This is a genomic window from Ruegeria sp. C6 (assembly GCF_056537625.1).
In genome coordinates this window covers 346,300-366,924 of the sequence record NZ_JBQFRW010000001.1, presented here as the reverse complement: position 1 = coordinate 366,924, position 20,625 = coordinate 346,300, and the positions used below count along the sequence as shown (strand labels likewise).

Sequence of the window (20,625 nt, the reverse complement as noted above, 5' to 3'; positions counted from 1 at the left end):
GAACGTTCCAATTTTTACAAGAGAATTTCCTTAGCGTGCCCTAAGTATAAGAAATAAAGCAGTAAATTAGACATCAACCGCTGTGTTGAATAGGGGCGTCGGGAATCGACAGATGTTAAAGTGTCGTCACGCCCAAACTGAGTCGCTGAGGTCCGCTTTGCGCCACTTGCCTCACTGCGTCAAGGCAACCCCTTCAACCGTCACCCGGTGCATAAGGCGTCGAAAACCGTGGTAGTCGTTGATTGCCTTGTGCCACGTGGCTCGGTTATCCCAAATGGCGATATCCCCTGTCTGCCAACGGAGGCGGCATTGGAATTCGGGCTGCTTACAATGATCATAGAGCATCCCAAGCACAGCTGCAAACTCATCTGAGCTCAACCCCTTGATTTCGGTGGTAAACACAGGATTGACGAACAGCCCTCGCCTGCCGCTCAGCGGATGCGTGATTACAACGGGGTGCAAAGCGTCTTGCGTGGCAGCTTCGGCATTACCCAGCCTGCCGCTTTTAGCGGCCTCCGAATCCACGATGCCGGCGCCAAAGACATGGCGAGAGGAATGCACCGCCCATAGGCCATCCAGAAAACCACGCATCGTGGGCGACAAAGCCTCATAGGCAGCAGCCATCGACACAAACAGCGTGTCGCCCCCGTGCGGCGGGACTTCCAAGGCGTGCAGAATTGAGCCCATGGCCGGTTCCTGATCATAGGAGTGGTCTGTATGCCAGCCCTCTCCCACAGCCTCTTTCTGATCCTCCTCTTTCAAAACCGTGGCAATCTCGGGATGGCCGTCGACCGGTTTGAAAAAGCGGTTCACGTTGATCGGGCCGAACCTTCGCGCAAAGGACAGATGCTCTTGCGGGCTAACGCTTTGGGCCCTCAGAACGATTACGGAATACTCTGCAAAGGCCGAATTGATCGCATCGAATTGATCTTCGCGCCGGATGTCCGCCCCGACGATTTCCGCGCCCAATCCACCGGTGAGAGGTTTTACTTCCATGCGCCTTCCTCCCTGCTTCTCTCAGTCTAAAGAACGAGGAATATCACTTCAACGCTATCGGCGCTACTTCATACAATTCCAATGGAAGATCGTCCGGATCACTGAAAAAGGTAAACCGACGTCCGGTGTGTTCATCGACACGGATGTCCTCGACGGAAACACCCTTCTGTTCCAGACTGTCTTTCAACGTCTCGATGTCATCTACAACAAACGCAAGATGCCGCAGACCCAGCGCTTCGGGGCGGGACGCGCGTTTGGGCGGGTTGGGAAAGGAAAACAACTCGATCTGAGAACCATCCGGCAACGCCAAATCCAGCTTCCAGGATTGCCGCTCTGCCCTGAAGTTTTCCGCAATTATCTTCAACCCAAGCGTTTCTGAATAAAACGCCTTGGACCGTTCATAATCCGAACAAATGACTGCAGCATGGTGGATTGCTTTCAGACCGCCCACAGACTCGTTCCCTTTCAAAATCAAATGGTTCGGTCCAGCTCTTGAGGCAATTCTTCGCTCCACTTTCGAAGCTCATTAAGAAAACCAAGCGCTGTCTGGCCAAAATCGGTCACCGAGTATTGCACGGAAACAGGGGATGTATCCATTACCTGCCGATGCACCAGGCCCCGTTCCTCAAGTTGACGCAACCGTTCGGTGATCATCTTCTTGCTGGCCCCTCCGATCATACGCGACAGGTCGTTGAAGCGCACCGGGCCATCCTTAAGGTGCCACAAGATCGATCCGGTCCATTTTCCGCCAATGATCCGCATACCGCGTTCGATTGCACACGGCTCCAGACAGGCCTCCGAGACCCGTCGACGCCCCTTTGCATCCTCGTCAATCCGCGCTCGCATTACCGCCCTTTCACCCAGGCAACTAGGTTACTAAAAGTATACTAGTTGATTTCTTACACCCGCACAATCAAATGCTCTCTGAACCCGCCCAGAGTCAAGGGTTCAAAATTTGCACTTATTGGATATAGACATGAGCAAAATCCTGATCGTGAACGGCACCCAGCCCTACGAATTCGCCCCCGGACAATTGAACGCCAGCCTGACCGAACACGCGCGTAACACGTTGGCCGCAATGGGCCACGAAGTGCGCGTGACCACCGTTGCCGATGGCTATGACGCCAATGCTGAGGTCGAGGCGCACCTTTGGGCCGACACAGTCATCATGCAGTTCCCGGTGAACTGGATGGGAGTTCCATGGGTTTTCAAGAAATACATGGATGAGGTGTACACCGCCGGTATGGATGGGCGGCTAAGTACCGGTGATGGTCGGACGGCTGACGCGCCGAAGGCCAATTATGGGATGGGAGGCGCGCTGAACGACAAGACGTACATGCTTTCGGTGACGTTCAACGCGCCAAAAGAGGCGTTCGACGCCGTGACCGAACCGTTCTTTGCCGGTGACAGCGTTGATGACCTTTTGCGCCCGATACACCTGACCGCAAAGTTCCTCAACTTGAAGCCATTGCCGACGTTTGCGGCATTTGACGTAATGAAGAACCCGGAAATCGAAACTGATTTCGCCCGATTTAAGTTGCATCTTAAGACAGCATTTACAGAGGTTGAACATGTCCCAGCCTGATATTCATCTCTACACCGCGGGTACGATGAACGGTTACAAGCCGGTCATCTTCTTGGAAGAGGCAGGTGTCCCCTATGACCTGTCTCACATCAATTTTCCCGAGCAGGAACAAAAAGCGCCGGATTATCTGGCGCTGAACCCAAACGGAAAAATCCCAACAATCGAAGACCGCTCGGATGGGCGAGCGATCTTCGAATCCGGTGCGACACTGTGGCACCTGACTGAAAAATAATGGAAATTCCTATCACCAGACCCGGTCAAACGGTCCGAGGTCATGCAGTGGATGTTCTTTCACGTCGGCCATATCGGCCCGAAGATGGGACATGTGTCTTCCACCTATCACCTGACGGTGGGAACAAGAGAAGAGTCATGACCAAGACTAGCGATGTCGCCGATCTCGCCGCCATGGATCGATCGGATCTGGTCACGATTTGGCAACAACTGTTTGATTAAGCCGCCCCCACCATGCTCAGCCAACCCTTCCTGCGCCGCTTCATTGCCTTTGAGATGCAGTCTCGCAATCGTGGCGGGCTGTCGCGGCAGGTGAAAGCCACGCTGGAAAAAAGGTTCTGAGAAGAGACCCCGACCTACCTGCCCTGCCCTTAAACCCGGCGGGCGCCTACAGCGCGAGTGGAATGGCACGACCCATGTAGTGGACGTTACAGAAGACGGCTTCACTTGGAGCGGTCGGTCCTATCGCTCGCTCTTGGCCATCGCCCGAGAGATTACCGGCGCGCATTGGTCAGGGCCGCGTTTCTTCGGGCTCACCGGAAAGATCGCCAAATGAGCCTTCGCCATAAAATCCGATCCGCCATCTACAGGTGCTAGTCCTCAGAAGATGATCTGGACCAGGACTTCAATTCACTGGACGCGCAATATGAGGCCTGCTTGGCTTATGTCTCCAGCCAGCGACACGAAAGTTGGACCCGATTGCCAGGGCGCTACGATGATGGCGGGCTGTCCGGAGGCAAACTCGAGCGCCCCGCCCTTCAAGTCTTCTTGAAGAGATAGATGTAGGGCGCATCGACATGGTTGTGGTCTACAAGATCGACCGGCTGACCCGGTCGCTTGCCGACTGCTCTAAGCTGGGCGAACGGCTTGAACGGACGAGCTGTTCTTTTGTGTCCGTCACACAAGCATTCAACACCTCATCTTCCATGGGGCAACGGGCACTCAATGTGCTGTTGTCCTTCACTCAGTTTGAACGGGAAGTCACCGCCGAACGTATTCGCGACAAAATCGCGGCGTCGAAGAAAAAGGGGCTCTGGATGGGTGGCAACCTACCACTTGGCTATGATCGCAACCCGATCCAAAAACAAGAACGCCGGTGGTGAATGAAGACGAGGCAATAACCGTCCGGCGACTCTTCAGTCTTTATGACGAGCCGGGTTGCCTGCGCAAAGTAGTGGAACGGGCAACGGCAGAAGGGCTGCGGTCAAAACGGGTTGTTCGGACAGATGGCAGCGTGAAGGGGAGTTGTCCACTGTCACGTGGCCAGATCTATTAACTGCAGCGCAACCCAGTTTATCTCGGAAAAATCCGCCACAAGGGTAAGATCTGGGACGGACAACACCCGGTGATCATCGACCAAAGCGTTTAAGAACGGATGCAGGAAAAAATGCGCAAAGCGTCGCAGCGATCCCGTGCAGACCCTGCGCCCGATACGCGCCAACGTACCACTGACTCCGGCTCCTGGCTCAACGGTCTGCTGCAGGACGAAACTGGTGATCGCTTGACGCCAACCCACACCACGCGCAAAGGTCGACGGTTGCGCTATTACGTCTCCAATCGGTTGATCTCGGGTGGCAAGGATATCTCGGGCTGGCGACTGCCCGGCCGTGCGCTGGAACACGCTGTCATGGATGTCATCGTCAGACATCTGAAAGACGCCACCGCCGCGCACCAGGTGCTGGCGCAACCGGAGGCCGGGTCAGCGGAGGCAGTGCAGACTTCAATCACGGTTTTAGTAACCCGACTCCAACGCCAAGCCGGTCAGGCCGGTGCAGATATTCTGGCCAGCAGCAGAATTGTAAGAGGACAGATCGACCTCGAGTTGAACCTTAGAACTCTGGCGCGCACATTTGGCATTGTTGCGGACCATCTGCACCCGGATCTCACACACATCAGCACATCCTTCGATCTGCGCCGCCGCGGCGTTGAGGTCAAGGTCATCGCCGGAGATATGGCACCCCAACCCGATCCCCGCCTCCGGTCCATGTTGATCCGCGCCCATGGCTGGACCCGTGATCTGAAAGCCGGAGTTCAACTGATGGAAATTGCGCGGCGCGAAGGCTTCTCAGGCGCCTTTGTCCGTACCCGCGCTCAGCTCGCCTTTCTCTCACCGAAGATTCAGACCGCGATTCTCGACGGCATTCAGCCGCCCGAACTTACACTCAAGCGCCAGGTCAGCGTGACCCACACACTTGACTGGGCTGAACAGGAACGCATGTTCGGCTTCTGACATCTCCAAGTCCTTCGTCCCTGTTACAGGGTTCGCGCTCCCTGATCCGTAGGCACAATTCCCTGTTCGCGCGAGAGAATTCCCTGTTCCACTTATTAGAGAATTTGCAACATAAACCTCTGAAAAACATGCAGTTCCGATAGAAAAATGACGAAAATCAGACCTGTTCAACGAAATTTCCCTGTAATCTGCCGGTTATCAGGGAAATCCCGCCCAAAGCGACTCCGCCCAAATACGCCACTGAGACTGCAGCCGGAAGTGCGCACTGAGTGTACGGTCTGCTCTGTCTCTGATTGAAAGCGCATGCGTCAACGCGCGAGAATTGCGGAACAATTCCGGATCAGAAATCACAACTGAAGTGAGACAGGTATGAGTGGCGGGGAGACAGGGATTCGAACCCTGGGAACGCTCTCACGTTCAACGGTTTTCAAGACCGCCGCATTCGACCACTCTGCCACCTCCCCGCGTGAGGCTGGGTCTAAGACGAGTTGAGCGCGGAGGCAAGCCATAAAGCGGGAAATCTTGCCGAAGCGAATGTAGCAGTCTTTCCATGGCCCGATGCCCGCGCTATGATCTGCGGGAAAGACCGCACAAGACTGGCAACAAGAACCAGCAATGACGCGGTGGGGCGCGGCCGGAATGGCCTTGTCAGGCAAGGGATTGAGAAAATGGAGCGAGCTACGGGCACACGCTTTGGGCCACAACGGCTGGCAATTTTGGTCGTGGCCATGACAGCATTGGCTGGATGCGAAGAAGGGTTACTTACAACAGAGGACCCGCCTGAGGATACCGCAACCGAAGATGCGGACAACACCAACCGGTTCGAACTGTTCCCGGAGGCCGCCTCGACCAATCAGCGCGATGTCGAAGCGCCCGAGGTGTTTCAGGTCACCGAAGCCGGGCTGTGGGATGGACGGCCGTCGCTGGGTGGTATCTGGGTGGCACATCCCGATGTAACGCAACCCGAACGGGTGCTGATCAAGAATACGGCCAACAACAAATCGGTAACGGGCGCTCTGTTCCGCCGTGAACGGAATTTGCCGGGTCCCGCGCTGCAGGTTTCTTCTTCTGCTGCTGAGCAATTGGGAATGCTGGCTGGCGCTCCGACCAAGGTTCAGGTCGTCGCGCTGCGACGTGAGGCCATTGAAGAACCCCCTGCGCCGGTCGCGGCGGAACCAACCGACGACACAGATAGTGCAGAGGATGCGGATGCCACTGTCACAGCGGACGCCTCGGAAACGGGCGCTGCTGAGAAGCCTCAAAAGCGCAAGTGGTGGCAGAAAAAGCCCAGCACCGAAACAGCCGCCGGGGCTGCGGTCGTTGCCGGTGCAGCGGTTGTTGCCTCGTCGGATGAAGAAGCGCCCAGTGCAGAAGCCCCGACCACAGAACTAGCCGCGACCGAGGCCCCCGCCCCTGAGAAACCGGCCAAACGCAAATGGTGGCAGAAGAAGCCAAGCGATGAGACCGCAGCTGGCGCAGCTGCAGGCGCAGCTGCTGGCGCAGCAACCGCAGCGGCTGCCGAGGCCGAGGCCGCGCCGTCAGAAACGCAGACGGCTGCGCAGACCGCTGCCCTGTCCGATCCCGAACTGACGGCACCGGCTGAAAAACCGGCCAAACGCAAGTGGTGGCAAAAGAAAGACCCTGACGCGATCACCGAAACGCCTCTGGACCCGATTGCCGGAGCGGCAGCGGCCATCGAGGCCTCTGAACCAACGGCGGCGGCACCAGCGACGGCGAGTGCTGCGACGACAAGTGGGTTGGCAAAACCTTTTGTTCAGGCGGGCACCTTCAGCGTCGAATCCAATGCCAAGAGCGCGGCAGACAAGATCCGGCGCAATGGCATGGCTGCCGAAGTCATGGAACTGAAAAGCGAGGACAAGTCGGTCTGGCGCGTTTTGGTTGGACCCGTTGCAACCCGCGCGGAACGCCGGGCGATGTTGAACGATGTGAAAGACCTTGGGTTTACCGATGCTTTCACGGCAAAGAACTGATCAAACAGGAGGCCCATGATGCTTTCCGATTTGCGATCCACCACACTGGCCCTCGGGTTGGCGCTGTTGGCACTGCCCGCCCATGCCTTCGACACCACCGCGCGTGCGGCTTATGTGATGGACCAGAAAACCGGCACTGTGCTGTTGTCTAAAGACGCCGATCAGCCTCTGCCTCCAGCGTCCATGTCGAAGCTCATGACGCTTTATGTGGCGTTTGAAGCCTTGCGCGATGGCCGTTTGACGCTGGACGAAACTTTGCCCGTCTCGGAACATGCAATGAGCTATGGCGGCTCGACCATGTTCCTGAACACGCAGGATCGTGTCCGGGTCGAGGATCTTTTGCGCGGGATCATCGTGCTTTCGGGCAATGACGCCTGTGTCGTGATCGCCGAAGCGCTCAGCCCCGACGGAAGCGAAGCCGGATTCGCCCGTTTCATGACTCAGCGGGCGCAGCAGATGGGCATGAACAACTCGAACTTTGCCAATTCCAACGGCTGGCCTGCTGCTGGGCACATGATGTCAGTGCACGATCTGGCAGTTCTGGCCGACCGGCTGATCACCGATTTCCCCGAGTACTATCCCCTGTTTGCCGAAGAAGAGTTCGAATTCGATGGCCGAGCGCCCTCGAACGCGCGGAACCGCAATCCGCTGCTGAAGCTGGATATCGGGGCCGATGGCCTCAAGACGGGCCATACTCAAGAGGCAGGATATGGTTTGGTCGGTTCTGCCAAACAAGGCGACCGACGGGTTGTCTTTGTTCTTTCAGGGCTCGACAGCACTGCCAAGCGCGCAGAGGAGGCTGAGGCCGTGGTTAACTGGTCGTTTCGAAATTTTGTCGAGAGGACAGTTGCCAAATCAGAAGAACCGGTAGCCCAGGCCAAGCTTTGGATGGGGGCGGAAAAGACTGTGGGATTGGTGCCCGAGGGTGATCTGACCCTGCTGTTCCCCGTTTTGGGCGACAAGGACATCAAGGCCGAGGTTGTCTATGACGGCCCTATCAACGCACCGGTCAGCAAGGGCCAGCAATTGGCCGAGCTTGTGATCCAACCCGAGGGATTGCCCGAAATCCGCCGCCCGCTGGTTGCGGAAAAGGATGTTCCCTTGGGCGGGTTTGTCGTGCGTATGTTGACCGTGGGTGGCATCGTTCTGAAAGAAGTGATCAACACCCCGCTGGAGCAAATGTGACAGCGCGCGGAACGTTTCTGACCTTCGAAGGCATTGACGGATCAGGCAAGTCCACGCAGGCGCGCCTGCTGGCCGAGCACTTGCGGCATCAAGGCCGCGACGTCGTTCTGACGCGCGAGCCCGGCGGATCGGACGGGGCAGAAGAAATTCGCAGCCTTGTGCTGCAGGGTGATCCGGACCGCTGGTCGGCCGAGACCGAGATCCTGCTGTTCACCGCTGCCCGGCGCGATCATCTTGAGCGCACGATTGAACCCGCGTTGGCAGAGGGCAAGGTTGTGATCTGCGATCGCTTTGCCGACAGTACCCGGATGTATCAAGGTCTGTCGCGCGGCGATCTGCGGGGTTTGGTGGATCAGTTGCACAGCTTGATGATCCGGCGAGAGCCAGATATGACCTTGCTGATCGATATGGACCCGGAAACCGGTCTGTTGCGCGCCAAAGGTCGTCAGGGCACCGAAGAACGATTCGAAGATTTCGGTTTGGATCTTCAACAACAGATGCGGGCAGGTTTTCTGGGTCTGGCCCAAGAATTCTCTGACCGTTTCCACGTGGTCGACGGCAATCGGGACATGGACAGCGTTGCGCGGGATGTGACAGATATTGTCATGGCGTCCCTGCAATTGAGCTGACATGAGCGACGATATCCAAACACCGGATCAGGCCCCTGGTGCCCCGCATCCGCGCGAAACTCTCAAGCTGTTCGGACAGGATGCGGCCCAAGAGGCGTTTTTAACCGCGTATAACTCGGACCGGCTGCACCACGGCTGGTTGCTAACGGGGCCGCGCGGCGTGGGCAAGGCTACCCTTGCCTGGCGCATTGCACAGTTTTTGTTGGCCACACCTCCGGCAGATGAAGGCGGGTTGTTTGGTGCCCCTCCTGCGCCTGAGACGTTGGACATCGACCCGGACCACCCCGTCGCACACCGTATCCAGGCGGGGGCCGAGCCCGGCCTTGCCGCAATCACCCGGTCCGTCAACGATCAGGGACGGCTGCGCAACGAAATCGTTGTCGATGACATCCGCAAACTGGGCAAGTTCTTCGGCCTGTCCTCTGCCGATGGTGGTCGCCGTATTGTTATCGTCGATTCAGCGGATGAAATGAATGTCAGCGCCGCCAATGCGCTGCTGAAAATGCTCGAAGAACCCCCAGCGCTCACGACGCTGCTGCTGGTTTCACACCAACCTTCGCGCCTGCTGCCGACCATCCGTTCGCGTTGCCGCACGCTGCGGCTTTCACCCCTTGGCGCAGATGACATGCAGGCCGCGCTAGCGCAGACCGGCACAGAAATCCCTAGTCGGGCCCAGCATTTGGCAGCCCTCGCCGCCGGTTCAGTGGGTGATGCCGTCCGCTTGATCAATCTCGGCGGGCTAGAGCTTTATGCCGAGCTGATTGCAGTTCTGGGCTCCCTTCCCCGGCTCGACCGCCAGCGCGCCCTGAAACTGGCAGAAGCGGCTGCTCAGCGAGGTGCTGCGGAACGGTTTGATCTGCTGCTTTCGCTGATCGACGTTGCGCTCTCGCGTTTGGCGCTGACAGGTGCAAAAGGTGCCGCCCCCATACCCGAGGCCGCCCCGAATGAGGCTGAAACTCTGTCGCGCCTCTCTAACTCGCAGCACAAGGCCCGCCAATGGGCGGAGGTCGCCGCGCTCATCACGGCGCGCGCACGACACGGGCAGGCGGTGAACCTTGACCCTGCCTCGCTTGTCCTAGATACGGTGTTCAAGATACAGGAAACCGCCGGTCACAGCTGATGAGCCTCACCCCCGAAATTACCGACAGCCACTGCCATCTGGATTTCCCTGATTTCGACGGTCAGTTGGATGATATCGTCGCCCGCGCTGCCGAGGCTGGCGTGACCCGCATGGTGACCATCTGCACCCGGCTGCGCAACGAACCCGCTGTGCGCGCCATCGCCGAGGCTCACGCCCCAGTCTTCTACGCTGCAGGCACCCACCCGATGAGCGCCGCTGATGAGCCGATGGCCACGGTCGATGAGCTGGTCGCATTGGCTAAGCATCCCAAGTTCGTGGGCATTGGGGAAAGCGGGCTTGATTATCACTACACGGCCGAGTCGGCAGATGTTCAGAAACAATCGCTGCGCATCCATATCGAGGCCGCCCAGCGCACTGGCCTGCCATTGATCATCCACGCGCGCGCTGCTGATGACGACATGGCCCGCATTCTGACCGAAGAGCATCGTAATACGCCCTATTCCTGTGTCATGCATTGTTTCTCTTCATCGGCTGAACTGGCCCGGGCCGCGCTTGATCTGGGCTTTTACCTGTCCATGTCCGGCATCGCGGCCTTCCCAAGAAGCCAAGAACTACGCGATATCTTCGCTTCAGCTCCGGTTGATCGTATTCTGGTCGAAACCGATGCGCCCTATCTTGCCCCCCCACCATATCGCGGTAAACGGAATGAGCCCGCCTATACCGCACACACCGCCCGTAAAGGGGCTGAGGTCTTCGGATTGGATTACGCAGATTTCGCCGCAAAAACGCAGGCCAATTTTGATCGGCTCTTCACTAAAGCCGCCACATACAAGGCGGCTGCATGAGCGAGCTGCGCCTGACAATTCTGGGCTGCGGGTCATCCGGTGGCGTCCCCCGTCTCGGGGGACATTGGGGCGATTGTGATCCGGAAAACCCGAAAAACCAGCGTCGGCGATGCTCGTTACTGGTCGAACGGGACGGGCCGGACGGGACTACGTCGGTTCTGATCGACACCTCACCTGATATGCGTAGCCAATTGCTGGACACCGGGACTGGGCGATTGGACGGTGTCGTCTACACGCATTCCCACGCGGACCACATGAATGGGATCGACGATCTGCGGATGATCGTTTTCAATATGAAAACCCGCGTCCCCGTCTGGGCCGATGGTGACACGCAGAACGATCTGCTCAGCCGGTTTGGCTATGCCTTCGTTCAGCCCGAGGGATCGCCCTATCCGCCCATACTCGACCTCAAGACAATCAATGGGCCGTTCGAAATTCCCGGCCCAGGCGGCACGATCCCACTTCGGCCATTTCGCGTGAACCACGGATCGATTGATGCGCTTGGCTTCAGAATGGGAAACATCGTCTATCTGCCTGATGTAGCAGAGCTTTATGATGAGAGCATGACTGAACTGGCGAATCTGGACTGCCTGATTATTGACGCTCTACGTCGTTCCCCGCATCCGACACATGCCCATCTGGAAAAGTCGCTGGAGTGGATCGACCAATTGAAACCAAAACGCGCCGTTTTGACCAACATGCATATCGATCTGGATTATGCGACGGTCGATGCGGAAACACCGGATCATATCACGCCTGCCTATGATGGCATGGTGATCCGGCACGCCCTGTAAGGCATGCTGCTGCACGCGCTTACGATACCCCATATGGCGCCGCCATGTTACAAAGCCTGATTGATGTCATCCTGCCGGTGTTTCTGGTCATCGGTGCCGGATACACGGCGACGAAGTTCGGCTATTTTCGCGAAACCCATATCGATGGGTTAATGAGTTTCACGCAGAACTTTGCAATTCCCTGCCTACTGTTTCTCGCCATTGCCAATCTCGATCTCGGCACCAGCTTCGATCCTCGGCTTTTGGTCAGTTTCTATTCAGCAGCTGGTCTGTGTTTCGTCGCTGGTATGATCGGCGCGCGCCTGATCTTCGGACGAGCGTGGGAGGATTCGGTTGCTATTGGATTTTGCTGTCTGTTTTCAAACTCGGTCCTCTTGGGGTTGCCTATTACCGAGCGCGCCTATGGGGTCGAAAATTTAGTTGGCAACTTCACAATCATCGCGTTCCACTCACCCTTTTGCTATTGCCTCGGCATCACGGTGATGGAGGTGCTTCGAAACCGCGGCAACGGCGGAGTGCTGATGTTGAAATCCGTGCTGTCGGCCATGTTCAAGAATGCACTCATTCTTGGGATCTCGTTGGGGTTTGTCGTAAACCTCACTGGACTGGCCATACCCGGAGTTGTAGACGAAGCCTTGAACCTGATCACCCGCGCGGCCTTGCCCGGTGCCCTGTTCGCGCTGGGGGGCGTGCTGGTTAAGTACCGACCCGAGGGCGATCTGCGTACCATTATTTTCGTCTGCTGTATCTCATTGATGCTGCACCCGAGCCTGGTTTGGTTCTTCGGGTCAACTCTGGCGCTGCCGCAAGACCTGTTCCGCTCGGGCGTTCTTACCGCAGCGATGGCGCCGGGGATCAATAGCTACATCTTCGCGAACATGTACGGACATGCCAAACGTGTGGCCGCGTCGTCGGTTCTGATCGGAACAACCGCGTCAATATTGACGGTCTGGTTGTGGCTGACTCTACTGGGATGACGAAATTGCCAACACCGCATTGACTCTGCCCACCAGCAATACATCTATCGCAGAACCTATCCGGAGCCCTGCATGACACACGCCGTTATCGTCGCCCATGGCCAACCCTCGGACCCTGCACCTGCAGAAGCTGCGCTAGCAGCCTTTGCGCGAGAGGTAGATGAGTTATGTCAACGGGTTTCGGTATCGTCGGCCACATTGGCAGCCCCGCAGGCGTTGGAAAATTGCCTTGATGGATTGACCAGCGACACGGTTATCTACCCCTTATTCATGGCGCGCGGCTGGTTTGTCACCAGCGCTCTGCCAAAGCGGATTGGCCAGCGTTCTGTCACGATTCTGGACCCCATGGGTATCGATCCCGAACTGCCTGCCCTGATTACAGCGGCCATACATCAGGAACTGACGAACAGGGTTTGGAGCGCGGCGGACACAGATCTTGTGATCGCTGCACATGGCTCGGGCCGCAGCGCCAATCCGGCCATTGTCGCAAAGGGTTTCGCCGAGAATCTGGGTCGGCTTACCGCGTTCAATAGCATTCGCACCGGGTTCGTTGAGCAAACCCCATCAATTGCGGACGCCGCCACCGGGTGCGGTGGCAAGGCGCTGTGCCTGCCGTTTTTTGCCTGCACCGGAGGCCATGTTTTGGAAGATGTACCCGAGGAACTTGCCCGCGCCAGCTTTCACGGACACGTAATGCCCGTGATTTCAGAGCTTCCTCAGGTCAAGCGACACATCGCGGCGATGTTGGATACACTGTAGCGAAGCAAAGGGGGGCCACCTGCGTCAACCGGAATGCTGCGCATCCGATAGCTCGCAATAGAAACGGTGGCAGGATCGCCCGCTTCGTTTCGCTGCGTATAAAGCCAGATCGGCGGCATGAAGAATATCTTCGGCCTTGGGCACTTCGAATTGTGTCGAGAGTGCTGTACCAATACTTGCCGATATTCGGCAGGTTGCCCCATCGAACTGCATCGGCTTGCACAGGCGTGAAATCAGGCGCCCTGCAATACCATCAAGCTTTGTACGATCGTTCATGCCCTTAAAAATCAAGACAAACTCATCACCCCCGACTCGGGCAACCGTGTCGTCGCTGCGTGTGACGTCCAGCATGATCTTTGCAGCTTGCTGCAGAACATAGTCCCCTGCAGCATGCCCCAATCGATCATTGACTGATTTGAAGAAATCCAGATCCAGATGCATCATTGCAAAACTCGATTTCGCCGAAATCAAATGCCCTAGAATATGATCCATCGCACGTCGATTTTTCAGCCCGGTCAACGTATCCGTGTAGGCTTGTTCTTCTGCCGCCAGCATCGCACCTTGCAGACGCAAGTTCAGCGAGCGTGACGCTTCCATCGCGGCAGAATTTGCCTCGACCAGATACAACAATTCTATGGCCAGATCAGTGCCCGGGAAATCGGTGCTGGTCAGAGAATAGTCGCGTACCGCATCCAGTATCGAAATTCCAAACGACAGGTTGATGACCGCCCCGCTTCCGCCAGGAAACGGCGCGATCAGACCTTTGAACGCCGTCTGCGGCTGGTCTTGAAACCTGAGATGCAATTTTCGGTCCGGCACCGTCATCAGCGCAGCAATTGTCTTGATGGATCGGGGGCGCACCAGTTCAAAGATATCCAGAAAATTTTGGCCCGCCATCGGTTGATCCGGGCGCAGTTTCTGCAGGGTTGGTCCAACCTGCTCGACCCGACCCTTGCCATCAACAAGAACGAACATCGGGCACAAGGTGTCCAGCAACTGTCCAAGCTCCGCGGTCTTGATCATGATTTACGTGCCCCGAGATCAAAGTGACGCCCTTCGGCAAACGCGCTTTCGATCAATGTGATCGAAATCACCTCGGCCCCGCTTTGGTGACCTTCATTGGATAGGATCACCAGCGCGCCGTAGTCATCCGCCATGGCGCGCAGCACACCGGTCATGACGCTGGAATATCCCGGCAAATCAGCAGAGCAGTGCAAGTGATATTCTCCGGGTGAATGTTCCTGCAATTCCAAATCAGGCAACCTCAGATCCGACACGGCAAGGCGGACACGATCCGACAGGTCATCAAGCGAATGCAAAAATTCCAAATAGGTTACCCCGCCAAAACGCAATAACCTGCGTAGATCTTCCATGTTCGAGTGTGAGACCAGATAAGTGCCCAAATCCTCAAGAAATTCGGATTTTGGGCGGCTCAAGTCAGCGCACAAAGCGTCGAGCACTCGGGTCGATATCTCCGTGTCATAGATCAACATCGCCTCGAACTCGTCAAATCCCAGCCCGGCCGTATGAGTCGCGCGCAACCAGCATTGACGCCCGTAGGTGGCGCAGACAAAGGATTGGATCGCCCTGTTGATCAGCCCGTGCATGTGTCGCCTCAGATTGAAAGACACTCTCAAGTGATCGCAGAAAGCTTAACAAACACCCAAAATCCGATACGGGATTATGAGAATCCGATCTAATCCCAAACTGAAGGGCGGATTGGGCAGCGATCAGAAATCGGTCGGCGCACCGCCTTCGGCCTTGCGGCGCTCAACAAACTCGGCCAGCTCCTCGCGGATCGCCTCATCCATCTTCGGGGCTTCGAAATTGTTCACTATCTCCTTGAACATCCGATGGGCACGTTCCGCAGTCCAGATACCACCAGCTGCTTCCCAGGCTTCGAAGTTTTTCCAGTCACTCAGGAACGGCTGATAAAATGCGGTGGTATAGCGATCTTGCGTATGTTGGATGCCAAAGAAATGCCCGTCGTTTCCAACAGACCGGATCGCTTCAAGGGCGATGTCATCCGGGCCCGTTGCTGTCAGTTCCGGCTGCATATACCGCTGAATCTGCTGCAGGATTTCGCAATCCATGATGAATTTCTCGGGGCTTGCGATAAGGCCTCCTTCAAGCCAGCCTGCCGCATGATATACCATGTTGGTGCCTGACTGCACCGCCGCCCAAAGGGAATTCGAGGTTTCCCAAACCGACTGCCCATCGGGCACATTTGCCGCGCAAACGCCCGAGGACCGCATAGGCAAGCCATAATACCGTGCCATCTGCCCAGTCATCTGGGTCGAGCGCATGTATTCCGGTGTCCCGAATGCAGGCGCACCGGATTTCATATCGACATTCGAAGTAAAGGTCCCGATCACGCATGGAATACCCGGGCGAACGTACTGAAACAACGCAATCGCGCACAGCGCTTCGGCAAGCGATTGTGCCACTGCGCCAGCCATCGTCACAGGGGCCATCGCCCCGGCCAGAGTGAAAGGCGTCACGACAATTGCCTGCCCACGCCGCGCAAGCCGCAGGCAGCCATCGATCATTGGATGGTCGTGTTTCAACGGTGAGGTCGAGTTGATGTTAGTGTACATGCGGGGCGTGGCCTCGAATTCCTCGTGGCTCAGGCCACCCGCGATACGCACCATCTCCATCACGTCTTCGACGCGCTCTTTCCCCAGCGAATAGGCATGCATTGCCTTGTCGGTCAGGGTCAGCTTGTCATAAAGCACATCAAGGTGCCGTATGCTGGCGTGGATATCGACCGGCTCAACCGGATATCCACCTGCAAAGTGGATACAGTTGAAGTATTGCGTCAGCTTCAGCAGGTCCTGACACATCCGCCGGGTGCCGGGCACTTTTTTTCCGATTTCCATGTCCCAATAATTTGGTGGGGATGAAACATTGCCGAACAGAATGGTCCTGCCACCAATCTCGATCTGATGCTCCGGGTTGCGCGGCGTGATGGTAAATTTGCTGGGCGCCTTGCCCACCATTTCCATCACGAAATCCCGGTCCATACGGACGTTGTCGCCGGAAATTGTACAGCCCGCCTTGCGCAGGATCCCGATGGCTTCTTGATTGTAGAACTCGATGCCGATCTCTTCGAGAATCCGCATGGCACCTTCGTGAACCGCTTCGATCCCCTCGGGTCCCAACGGCTCGATTGGCTTGTCGATGTTTGTGGGCGGGTTCCAGGGCATCTGCTCGATCACCGCCGCGCCGCGCCTCGCGGCTGCGCCCGCGCGTCCACCACCGCGACGTTTGCGTGTCTTGCTCTCAGCCATCACCATCCTCCGCGCTTTCACTCCTATGAAAGCCCCGAAGATTCAGTATCGCCGTTCTGTCTGCGACAAGAGTTGTCGGTTTTATTATCCAACCCGGCGATTTGGAACCGAGGTTATTCGGTTTTCGACAACCAGCCGGGAATGTGCCCGATGTTGGGCAAGACGACATCCGCCAGCGGTTCGAGTGTTTTGGCCGTCGCCATGCCGGTCAGAACCCCGATGGTGACCATCCCTGCGGCGCGTCCCGCCTCTAGATCGTGAAGACTGTCACCAACCATCGCAACACGAGATGGCGCGACCTCGACATGCTGAGCAAAGGCCAATAGCTGCCCCGGACCTGGCTTGTAACCATGTCCGCTGTCATATCCGGCTACAAAATCAAAATGGTCCCGCACACCAACGGACTGCAGGTGCTGCAGGGCCGGCATTTCAGCATCGTTCGTCGCAACGCCCAGTTTCAGCCCGGCGCGCCGCAGCTCGGCAAGGAATGGTGCCAAGGGAACGGCTTGGATCTGCTCTGCGTTCGCTGACGCCCGGTTGAGTGTTTCGATCAGGTGCCCCAGAGATACCTCAGGCAAATGCGGTGTCAGGGCTGCAGCAACTTCATCGACTGTTCCGGCGATGACTACGCTATTCGGGTCGTAGCTCTCTTGTTCAAAATCAAATCCGATGGCCTTCCCCAACTCGGTCGCGCGCTGCACATCTCCATCAGAGAGCTGCAGCATCGCGATACGCCCGAACGCACCCCAAGTGGCTGCAAAATCAAAAAGAGTACCGTCCTTGTCGAACACGAGGGCGTCGATTGCCATGAAACAAATTTCCTTTGGGTTAGGTCCAGTGCATATCCGAAATTCCGGACAACGCGGCACGGGCTTGACCCGGCTCTTCGTAGGGCACGGAATTGGCGTCACAAAAAGCGATCACCCATGAATCGTCAAGCAGCAGAAAGTCCAACACAGACTCAAGAAATTCAGCCTCACCCGCACGGTCGCGCAAATCTTGTTCCGAGGCACCTGTCGCCCCCAGGAAAACGGGCAGCAACTCATCATTTCCCACCAGCCAGCCCAGCACATTCAGGGCCAGAGTTTCAGCGGAATTGGCGGAGATCGGCATAAACTGGCCTCGGACACTGTGTTGGAAAGGGTTTGTTAACCAGACTCATAAACACTTTAGCAACGCATGCAATCAAACGGTGAATGGCTATGTCTGTACAAGGCACCATACTCGTCCTCGACGGTGTTTCGACCAATCGCATAATGCTCAAGGTTCAGTTGACGGCCGCCTGGTACCATGTCGTGCAGGGTGAGAAACTGGCCGGGCTTGGTGCATTGCTGCGGCGGACACGGCCTGATCTGGTTCTTACAGCGCAAACTCTGCCCGACGGAACCGCTGTGGATGTTAAGAAAGTGATGACGGCAGATCCTGCCCTGATCGATGTGCCGATTGTGGCGATTGCACCGCAAAACGACAAAGCAGCGCGGTTGAAAGCACTGTCGGACGGGCTGGACGATGTGCTTGGCTATCCGTTCAAAGATACTCTTCTATTGGCCCGCGTGCGCAGCTTGTTACGTACGCGCGCCGAACGGCAGGAATTAAACATCGAAGGTTCGGTCCAAACCATTGGCTTTGGCGAGGCGCCACAGGTGTTGATCGCCCCGCCATCGACGGCAGAGATCGCGATCCTGACGCAAACAGTTCGAACCAGCGCGTTGTGGAGTAATGCTCTGACCCATCAAACTCGGCATCGTGTGACCGGCCATACTCTGCCTGATCTCAAAGGCATCCTGTCCGGAACGATCCCGGACGCGATTGTTGTTGAGCTTGCACCGAATAGCTCGGGGCGGAACCTACTGGCAGATCTTCGGTCGCGCGGTGCGACACGAAATACGGTGCTGATCGGTGTGTTGCCTGATGGTAATCCCGCACTTGCGGCCGAGGCGCTGGACCGAGGCGCTGATGCGGTCTGCATGGGCGGGTTTCAGACAGATGAGATATGCTTGCGGCTTGAAACTCTGATCGCCCGCAAGACCCGAGACGACAGATTGCGAGCGACATTGCGCAGGGATTTGGCCGAATCCCTGATCGATCCGCTGACCGGACTGTTCAATCGCCGCTATGCGATGCGCGCGCTGGACCAGATCGCGCTTCAGGCCCCAGAAACGGAACACGGATTCGCTGTGATGCTGGCCGATCTAGACCACTTCAAGGCAATCAATGACCGTTACGGTCACGCCGCGGGGGATTTGGTTCTGACCGAAACCGCGAAAAGGCTGCGAGTCGTGATAGGAAAAACCGGTTTTGTCGCGCGTATCGGCGGCGAAGAGTTCATGATCGGGCTACCGAATACCTCAACCGACCAAGCGCTGAAGCAAGCGAAACAGATTTGTGAAACAATTTGCGAAAAACCTTTTCAGCTGCCGGATCGTCCAGCCCCAGTACCCGTAACGATCAGCGTGGGGGTGAAATTATGTACCCCGCCCGAACTTTCTCATCCAGGCGAAACAGACCCGGTTGGTCGATTGATCAGCTCGGCGGACAAAGCACTTTATGCCGCCAAAAAAGCGGGCCGCAACCAGGTACAGATTCGGCAAAGCGCAGCGTGACTAGTCAGTCCCGTTTTTTGTGTTTGCGCGGGCCGCGTTTAACTACGTCCTCCAGCCGGTCCGCGTAAGCGGCACGTTGGTCATCATTCATGGCCGAGATCTGGGCCAGCCATTGCTGATGAAGCGCAGTCTGCAGATCAGCAGTTGCCTTCGACTGCTGTGCCAAAAGACTCGCAACCGCTGCGGGATCGAAAGGCACGGCCCTAAGCACTTGACTAAGAGCAGTAAAATCCTGCTTGCGCCGATGTGATCCTTTTCCGCGCAGGTCCGACAACTCACCTCTCAGAGCCTTTCGATCCGACTTTGGCAGCGCATAATACAGCGCCGGGCCAAATCCCGGAGGCGCATCGGCATGAGCGCTTCCTTTGAAGCGCAATGCCGCACCCAAAATGACTCCGACAATCAGCAGATTCAAAGCAAGAGAGACAACCAGCAATATCGGCATCCATTTGCGTTTGGGTGCGGGATGATCGCTCATTCTGCGTCCTCCAGATAGTTTTCGTCTAAATTCAGATCGGCCATCAGATAGGTCGTCTCTTGTGAGATGAAATAATCAACAGGGTCCGGCAAGAAGGCCGGAGCGGAGAACCCGATCCAGACGCCAGCTGCGCTTGCGGCCACAAGACCGCTCAACCCTTGCCACCCCCCGATAACGCCTATCTTTTGCCGCCATGTCCGCCGCTGCGGTCTTGCGGTTCGGGCCAGACGTATGGCTTCAGCATCCGTTTCGATGCGAACAGCAAGATCGTCAGGAAACGTATCCCGCGCCGCACGCGCCCGTGCAAACAGATGGTCGAGTTCGTTATCTTGATCAGCCATGTTCGTACCCCAGTTCATCCCGACGCCCCGCCAGTATCGCGGTCAGAGATCGTTTGCCACGCGCGGTCAGGCTTTCAACCGCCTCGACCGAAATATCCATGATCCCCGCGATTTCGGGATTGGACAATTCTTCGATGTGCCGCAGAACCACAGCCTGCCGCTGCCGGTCCGGCAAATGCTCCAATGCAGCCTGCAACGCGTCCTTGCGGGCACTCTCCTGCATCTGGTCGACCACACTGGCAGTCTCATCTTCGGGTTCGGCCACATTGTCCAACGCTTGAGGCCGCTTTTTCCGGCGCAAGTCCACACATAGATTCAGTGTTACGCGATAGAGCCAGGTCGATAACTGCGCCTGCCCCGGCACCCAGTCAGGTGCCATCTTCCAAAGGCGCATCATCGCTTCTTGCGTCACGTCCTCTGCTTCTGCTGGGTTTCCCAGCATTCGCAAAGCCACGGAATAACTTCGCGGCCCCAACCGCCCGGTCAGCAGGCGGGCCGCCGTAGCATCGCCATCAGAAAACCGGCCCAGCAACTCTTCGTCGCTGGGCTCGGGCATGGCAGGTGTTCCGCCATGCTCGATGTCGGGATAAGAGGTCAGATCCTCCATCCC

Annotated in this window: 24 protein-coding genes, 1 tRNA gene and 1 pseudogene; 14 read left to right on the top strand and 12 right to left on the bottom strand. The window is 57.0% G+C overall.

Annotated features, from left to right (window positions below; genetic code table 11):
• Positions 1-171 precede the first annotated feature (171 nt).
• The 3 genes from ACR0MJ_RS01825 to ACR0MJ_RS01815 are packed head-to-tail and all read right to left on the bottom strand — an operon-like array spanning position 172 to position 1,842.
• Positions 172-996, bottom strand: coding sequence for a TauD/TfdA dioxygenase family protein (locus tag ACR0MJ_RS01825; protein WP_480758724.1), 825 nt, complete (start codon positions 994-996; stop codon positions 172-174).
• Positions 997-1,039: 43 nt separating this feature from the next.
• Complete coding sequence (gene gloA2 / locus ACR0MJ_RS01820) at positions 1,040-1,447, bottom strand: SMU1112c/YaeR family gloxylase I-like metalloprotein (RefSeq protein ID WP_480758721.1); 408 nt, start codon at positions 1,445-1,447, stop codon at positions 1,040-1,042.
• Positions 1,448-1,467: 20 nt separating this feature from the next.
• On the bottom strand, positions 1,468-1,842 hold the full coding sequence (locus ACR0MJ_RS01815; protein ID WP_480758719.1) for a winged helix-turn-helix transcriptional regulator: 375 nt from the start codon (positions 1,840-1,842) through the stop codon (positions 1,468-1,470).
• 130 nt (positions 1,843-1,972) lie between these two features.
• Here ACR0MJ_RS01815 and ACR0MJ_RS01810 point away from each other — a divergent pair, with 130 nt between their 5' ends.
• The 5 genes and pseudogenes from ACR0MJ_RS01810 to ACR0MJ_RS01790 all read left to right on the top strand — a co-directional run bounded on the left by ACR0MJ_RS01810 (position 1,973) and on the right by ACR0MJ_RS01790 (position 5,042).
• Positions 1,973-2,581, top strand: a complete 609-nt coding sequence (locus ACR0MJ_RS01810; protein WP_480758715.1) for an NAD(P)H-dependent oxidoreductase — start codon at positions 1,973-1,975, stop codon at positions 2,579-2,581.
• Complete coding sequence (locus ACR0MJ_RS01805; RefSeq protein ID WP_480758712.1) at positions 2,568-2,813, top strand: glutathione S-transferase N-terminal domain-containing protein; 246 nt, start codon at positions 2,568-2,570, stop codon at positions 2,811-2,813. The genes ACR0MJ_RS01810 and ACR0MJ_RS01805 overlap by 14 nt, the downstream gene beginning before the upstream one ends.
• A gap of 396 nt (positions 2,814-3,209) precedes the next feature.
• A pseudogene (locus tag ACR0MJ_RS01800) lies at positions 3,210-3,368 on the top strand (DUF2924 domain-containing protein); the annotation flags it as partial.
• 241 nt (positions 3,369-3,609) lie between these two features.
• Positions 3,610-3,915 (top strand): recombinase family protein, encoded by a 306-nt coding sequence (locus tag ACR0MJ_RS01795; RefSeq protein ID WP_480758710.1) that lies wholly within the window; start codon positions 3,610-3,612, stop codon positions 3,913-3,915.
• Positions 3,916-4,199: 284 nt separating this feature from the next.
• Entirely contained in the window at positions 4,200-5,042 is an 843-nt protein-coding gene (locus tag ACR0MJ_RS01790; RefSeq protein ID WP_480758708.1) for a hypothetical protein, read from the top strand.
• Positions 5,043-5,416: 374 nt separating this feature from the next.
• On the opposite strand, the gene ACR0MJ_RS01785 is transcribed toward ACR0MJ_RS01790, so the two are convergent.
• Positions 5,417-5,506, bottom strand: a tRNA-Ser gene (locus tag ACR0MJ_RS01785).
• A gap of 204 nt (positions 5,507-5,710) precedes the next feature.
• Between ACR0MJ_RS01785 and ACR0MJ_RS01780 the strand changes: the two genes are divergently transcribed.
• From ACR0MJ_RS01780 to ACR0MJ_RS01745, 8 genes are all read left to right on the top strand, one after another.
• Positions 5,711-7,033, top strand: a complete 1,323-nt coding sequence (locus ACR0MJ_RS01780; RefSeq protein WP_480758706.1) for an SPOR domain-containing protein — start codon at positions 5,711-5,713, stop codon at positions 7,031-7,033.
• Between the two features lie 18 nt (positions 7,034-7,051).
• Positions 7,052-8,218, top strand: a complete 1,167-nt coding sequence (locus ACR0MJ_RS01775; RefSeq protein ID WP_170597077.1) for a D-alanyl-D-alanine carboxypeptidase family protein — start codon at positions 7,052-7,054, stop codon at positions 8,216-8,218.
• Positions 8,215-8,847 carry a dTMP kinase gene (gene tmk / locus ACR0MJ_RS01770; RefSeq protein WP_170403915.1) on the top strand — a complete coding sequence of 211 codons (633 nt, stop codon included), beginning with the start codon at positions 8,215-8,217 and terminating at the stop codon, positions 8,845-8,847. Before ACR0MJ_RS01775 ends, tmk begins: the two co-directional genes overlap by 4 nt.
• 1 nt (position 8,848) lies before the next feature.
• Positions 8,849-9,967 carry a DNA polymerase III subunit delta' gene (locus ACR0MJ_RS01765; protein WP_480758704.1) on the top strand — a complete coding sequence of 373 codons (1,119 nt, stop codon included), beginning with the start codon at positions 8,849-8,851 and terminating at the stop codon, positions 9,965-9,967.
• Complete coding sequence (locus tag ACR0MJ_RS01760) at positions 9,967-10,773, top strand: TatD family hydrolase (RefSeq protein ID WP_170424075.1); 807 nt, start codon at positions 9,967-9,969, stop codon at positions 10,771-10,773. Before ACR0MJ_RS01765 ends, ACR0MJ_RS01760 begins: the two co-directional genes overlap by 1 nt.
• Positions 10,770-11,567: an MBL fold metallo-hydrolase gene (locus ACR0MJ_RS01755; RefSeq protein WP_480758699.1), complete on the top strand. Its 798-nt coding sequence runs from the start codon at positions 10,770-10,772 to the stop codon at positions 11,565-11,567. The genes ACR0MJ_RS01760 and ACR0MJ_RS01755 overlap by 4 nt, the downstream gene beginning before the upstream one ends.
• A 44-nt stretch (positions 11,568-11,611) precedes the next feature.
• Positions 11,612-12,544 (top strand): AEC family transporter, encoded by a 933-nt coding sequence (locus tag ACR0MJ_RS01750; RefSeq protein ID WP_480758697.1) that lies wholly within the window; start codon positions 11,612-11,614, stop codon positions 12,542-12,544.
• Positions 12,545-12,616: 72 nt separating this feature from the next.
• Positions 12,617-13,303 (top strand): CbiX/SirB N-terminal domain-containing protein, encoded by a 687-nt coding sequence (locus ACR0MJ_RS01745; protein WP_170397003.1) that lies wholly within the window; start codon positions 12,617-12,619, stop codon positions 13,301-13,303.
• Positions 13,304-13,327: 24 nt separating this feature from the next.
• Here ACR0MJ_RS01745 and ACR0MJ_RS01740 read toward each other — a convergent pair whose 3' ends face one another.
• The 5 genes from ACR0MJ_RS01740 to ACR0MJ_RS01720 form a co-directional block, all read right to left on the bottom strand.
• Positions 13,328-14,326: a GGDEF domain-containing protein gene (locus tag ACR0MJ_RS01740; RefSeq protein ID WP_170818011.1), complete on the bottom strand. Its 999-nt coding sequence runs from the start codon at positions 14,324-14,326 to the stop codon at positions 13,328-13,330.
• Positions 14,323-14,910, bottom strand: a complete 588-nt coding sequence (locus ACR0MJ_RS01735; protein WP_480758691.1) for a heme NO-binding domain-containing protein — start codon at positions 14,908-14,910, stop codon at positions 14,323-14,325. The genes ACR0MJ_RS01740 and ACR0MJ_RS01735 overlap by 4 nt, the downstream gene beginning before the upstream one ends.
• 123 nt (positions 14,911-15,033) lie before the next feature.
• The gene (locus ACR0MJ_RS01730; protein WP_170403942.1) at positions 15,034-16,593 is read right to left on the bottom strand and encodes a trimethylamine methyltransferase family protein; all 1,560 of its coding nucleotides are present in this window, start codon (positions 16,591-16,593) and stop codon (positions 15,034-15,036) included.
• A gap of 113 nt (positions 16,594-16,706) precedes the next feature.
• Complete coding sequence (locus ACR0MJ_RS01725; protein WP_170424087.1) at positions 16,707-17,402, bottom strand: HAD family hydrolase; 696 nt, start codon at positions 17,400-17,402, stop codon at positions 16,707-16,709.
• Between the two features lie 19 nt (positions 17,403-17,421).
• Positions 17,422-17,706, bottom strand: a complete 285-nt coding sequence (locus ACR0MJ_RS01720; RefSeq protein WP_480758688.1) for a DUF3572 domain-containing protein — start codon at positions 17,704-17,706, stop codon at positions 17,422-17,424.
• 89 nt (positions 17,707-17,795) lie between these two features.
• On the opposite strand from ACR0MJ_RS01720, the gene ACR0MJ_RS01715 reads away from it, so the two are divergent.
• Positions 17,796-19,196, top strand: a complete 1,401-nt coding sequence (locus ACR0MJ_RS01715) for a diguanylate cyclase (protein WP_480758684.1) — start codon at positions 17,796-17,798, stop codon at positions 19,194-19,196.
• 4 nt (positions 19,197-19,200) lie between these two features.
• On the opposite strand, the gene ACR0MJ_RS01710 is transcribed toward ACR0MJ_RS01715, so the two are convergent.
• The 3 genes from ACR0MJ_RS01710 to ACR0MJ_RS01700 are packed head-to-tail and all read right to left on the bottom strand — an operon-like array spanning position 19,201 to position 20,622.
• Positions 19,201-19,674 (bottom strand): periplasmic heavy metal sensor, encoded by a 474-nt coding sequence (locus ACR0MJ_RS01710; RefSeq protein ID WP_170397015.1) that lies wholly within the window; start codon positions 19,672-19,674, stop codon positions 19,201-19,203.
• Positions 19,671-20,015 carry a hypothetical protein gene (locus tag ACR0MJ_RS01705; protein ID WP_170397018.1) on the bottom strand — a complete coding sequence of 115 codons (345 nt, stop codon included), beginning with the start codon at positions 20,013-20,015 and terminating at the stop codon, positions 19,671-19,673. Before ACR0MJ_RS01705 ends, ACR0MJ_RS01710 begins: the two co-directional genes overlap by 4 nt.
• Complete coding sequence (locus ACR0MJ_RS01700) at positions 20,008-20,622, bottom strand: RNA polymerase sigma factor (RefSeq protein ID WP_170403958.1); 615 nt, start codon at positions 20,620-20,622, stop codon at positions 20,008-20,010. Before ACR0MJ_RS01700 ends, ACR0MJ_RS01705 begins: the two co-directional genes overlap by 8 nt.
• Positions 20,623-20,625 lie beyond the last annotated feature (3 nt).

What these genes read in the sequence shown, in the direction of transcription:
- ACR0MJ_RS01775 (WP_170597077.1), top strand. Translation starts at nt 7,052, where the DNA reads ATGCTTTCCGATTTGCGATCCACCACACTGGCCCTCGGGTTGGCGCTG.
- ACR0MJ_RS01795 (WP_480758710.1), top strand. Translation starts at nt 3,610, where the DNA reads ATGGTTGTGGTCTACAAGATCGACCGGCTGACCCGGTCGCTTGCCGAC.
- ACR0MJ_RS01720 (WP_480758688.1), bottom strand. Translation starts at nt 17,706, where the DNA reads ATGCCGATCTCCGCCAATTCCGCTGAAACTCTGGCCCTGAATGTGCTG.
- ACR0MJ_RS01710 (WP_170397015.1), bottom strand. Translation starts at nt 19,674, where the DNA reads ATGAGCGATCATCCCGCACCCAAACGCAAATGGATGCCGATATTGCTG.
- ACR0MJ_RS01825 (WP_480758724.1), bottom strand. Translation starts at nt 996, where the DNA reads ATGGAAGTAAAACCTCTCACCGGTGGATTGGGCGCGGAAATCGTCGGG.
- ACR0MJ_RS01810 (WP_480758715.1), top strand. Translation starts at nt 1,973, where the DNA reads ATGAGCAAAATCCTGATCGTGAACGGCACCCAGCCCTACGAATTCGCC.
- ACR0MJ_RS01715 (WP_480758684.1), top strand. Translation starts at nt 17,796, where the DNA reads ATGTCTGTACAAGGCACCATACTCGTCCTCGACGGTGTTTCGACCAAT.
- ACR0MJ_RS01780 (WP_480758706.1), top strand. Translation starts at nt 5,711, where the DNA reads ATGGAGCGAGCTACGGGCACACGCTTTGGGCCACAACGGCTGGCAATT.
- ACR0MJ_RS01705 (WP_170397018.1), bottom strand. Translation starts at nt 20,015, where the DNA reads ATGGCTGATCAAGATAACGAACTCGACCATCTGTTTGCACGGGCGCGT.
- ACR0MJ_RS01725 (WP_170424087.1), bottom strand. Translation starts at nt 17,402, where the DNA reads ATGGCAATCGACGCCCTCGTGTTCGACAAGGACGGTACTCTTTTTGAT.
- ACR0MJ_RS01755 (WP_480758699.1), top strand. Translation starts at nt 10,770, where the DNA reads ATGAGCGAGCTGCGCCTGACAATTCTGGGCTGCGGGTCATCCGGTGGC.
- ACR0MJ_RS01735 (WP_480758691.1), bottom strand. Translation starts at nt 14,910, where the DNA reads ATGCACGGGCTGATCAACAGGGCGATCCAATCCTTTGTCTGCGCCACC.
- ACR0MJ_RS01750 (WP_480758697.1), top strand. Translation starts at nt 11,612, where the DNA reads ATGTTACAAAGCCTGATTGATGTCATCCTGCCGGTGTTTCTGGTCATC.
- ACR0MJ_RS01815 (WP_480758719.1), bottom strand. Translation starts at nt 1,842, where the DNA reads ATGCGAGCGCGGATTGACGAGGATGCAAAGGGGCGTCGACGGGTCTCG.
- ACR0MJ_RS01790 (WP_480758708.1), top strand. Translation starts at nt 4,200, where the DNA reads ATGCGCAAAGCGTCGCAGCGATCCCGTGCAGACCCTGCGCCCGATACG.
- ACR0MJ_RS01730 (WP_170403942.1), bottom strand. Translation starts at nt 16,593, where the DNA reads ATGGCTGAGAGCAAGACACGCAAACGTCGCGGTGGTGGACGCGCGGGC.
- ACR0MJ_RS01700 (WP_170403958.1), bottom strand. Translation starts at nt 20,622, where the DNA reads ATGGAGGATCTGACCTCTTATCCCGACATCGAGCATGGCGGAACACCT.
- ACR0MJ_RS01745 (WP_170397003.1), top strand. Translation starts at nt 12,617, where the DNA reads ATGACACACGCCGTTATCGTCGCCCATGGCCAACCCTCGGACCCTGCA.
- ACR0MJ_RS01805 (WP_480758712.1), top strand. Translation starts at nt 2,568, where the DNA reads ATGTCCCAGCCTGATATTCATCTCTACACCGCGGGTACGATGAACGGT.
- ACR0MJ_RS01760 (WP_170424075.1), top strand. Translation starts at nt 9,967, where the DNA reads ATGAGCCTCACCCCCGAAATTACCGACAGCCACTGCCATCTGGATTTC.
- ACR0MJ_RS01765 (WP_480758704.1), top strand. Translation starts at nt 8,849, where the DNA reads ATGAGCGACGATATCCAAACACCGGATCAGGCCCCTGGTGCCCCGCAT.
- ACR0MJ_RS01740 (WP_170818011.1), bottom strand. Translation starts at nt 14,326, where the DNA reads ATGATCAAGACCGCGGAGCTTGGACAGTTGCTGGACACCTTGTGCCCG.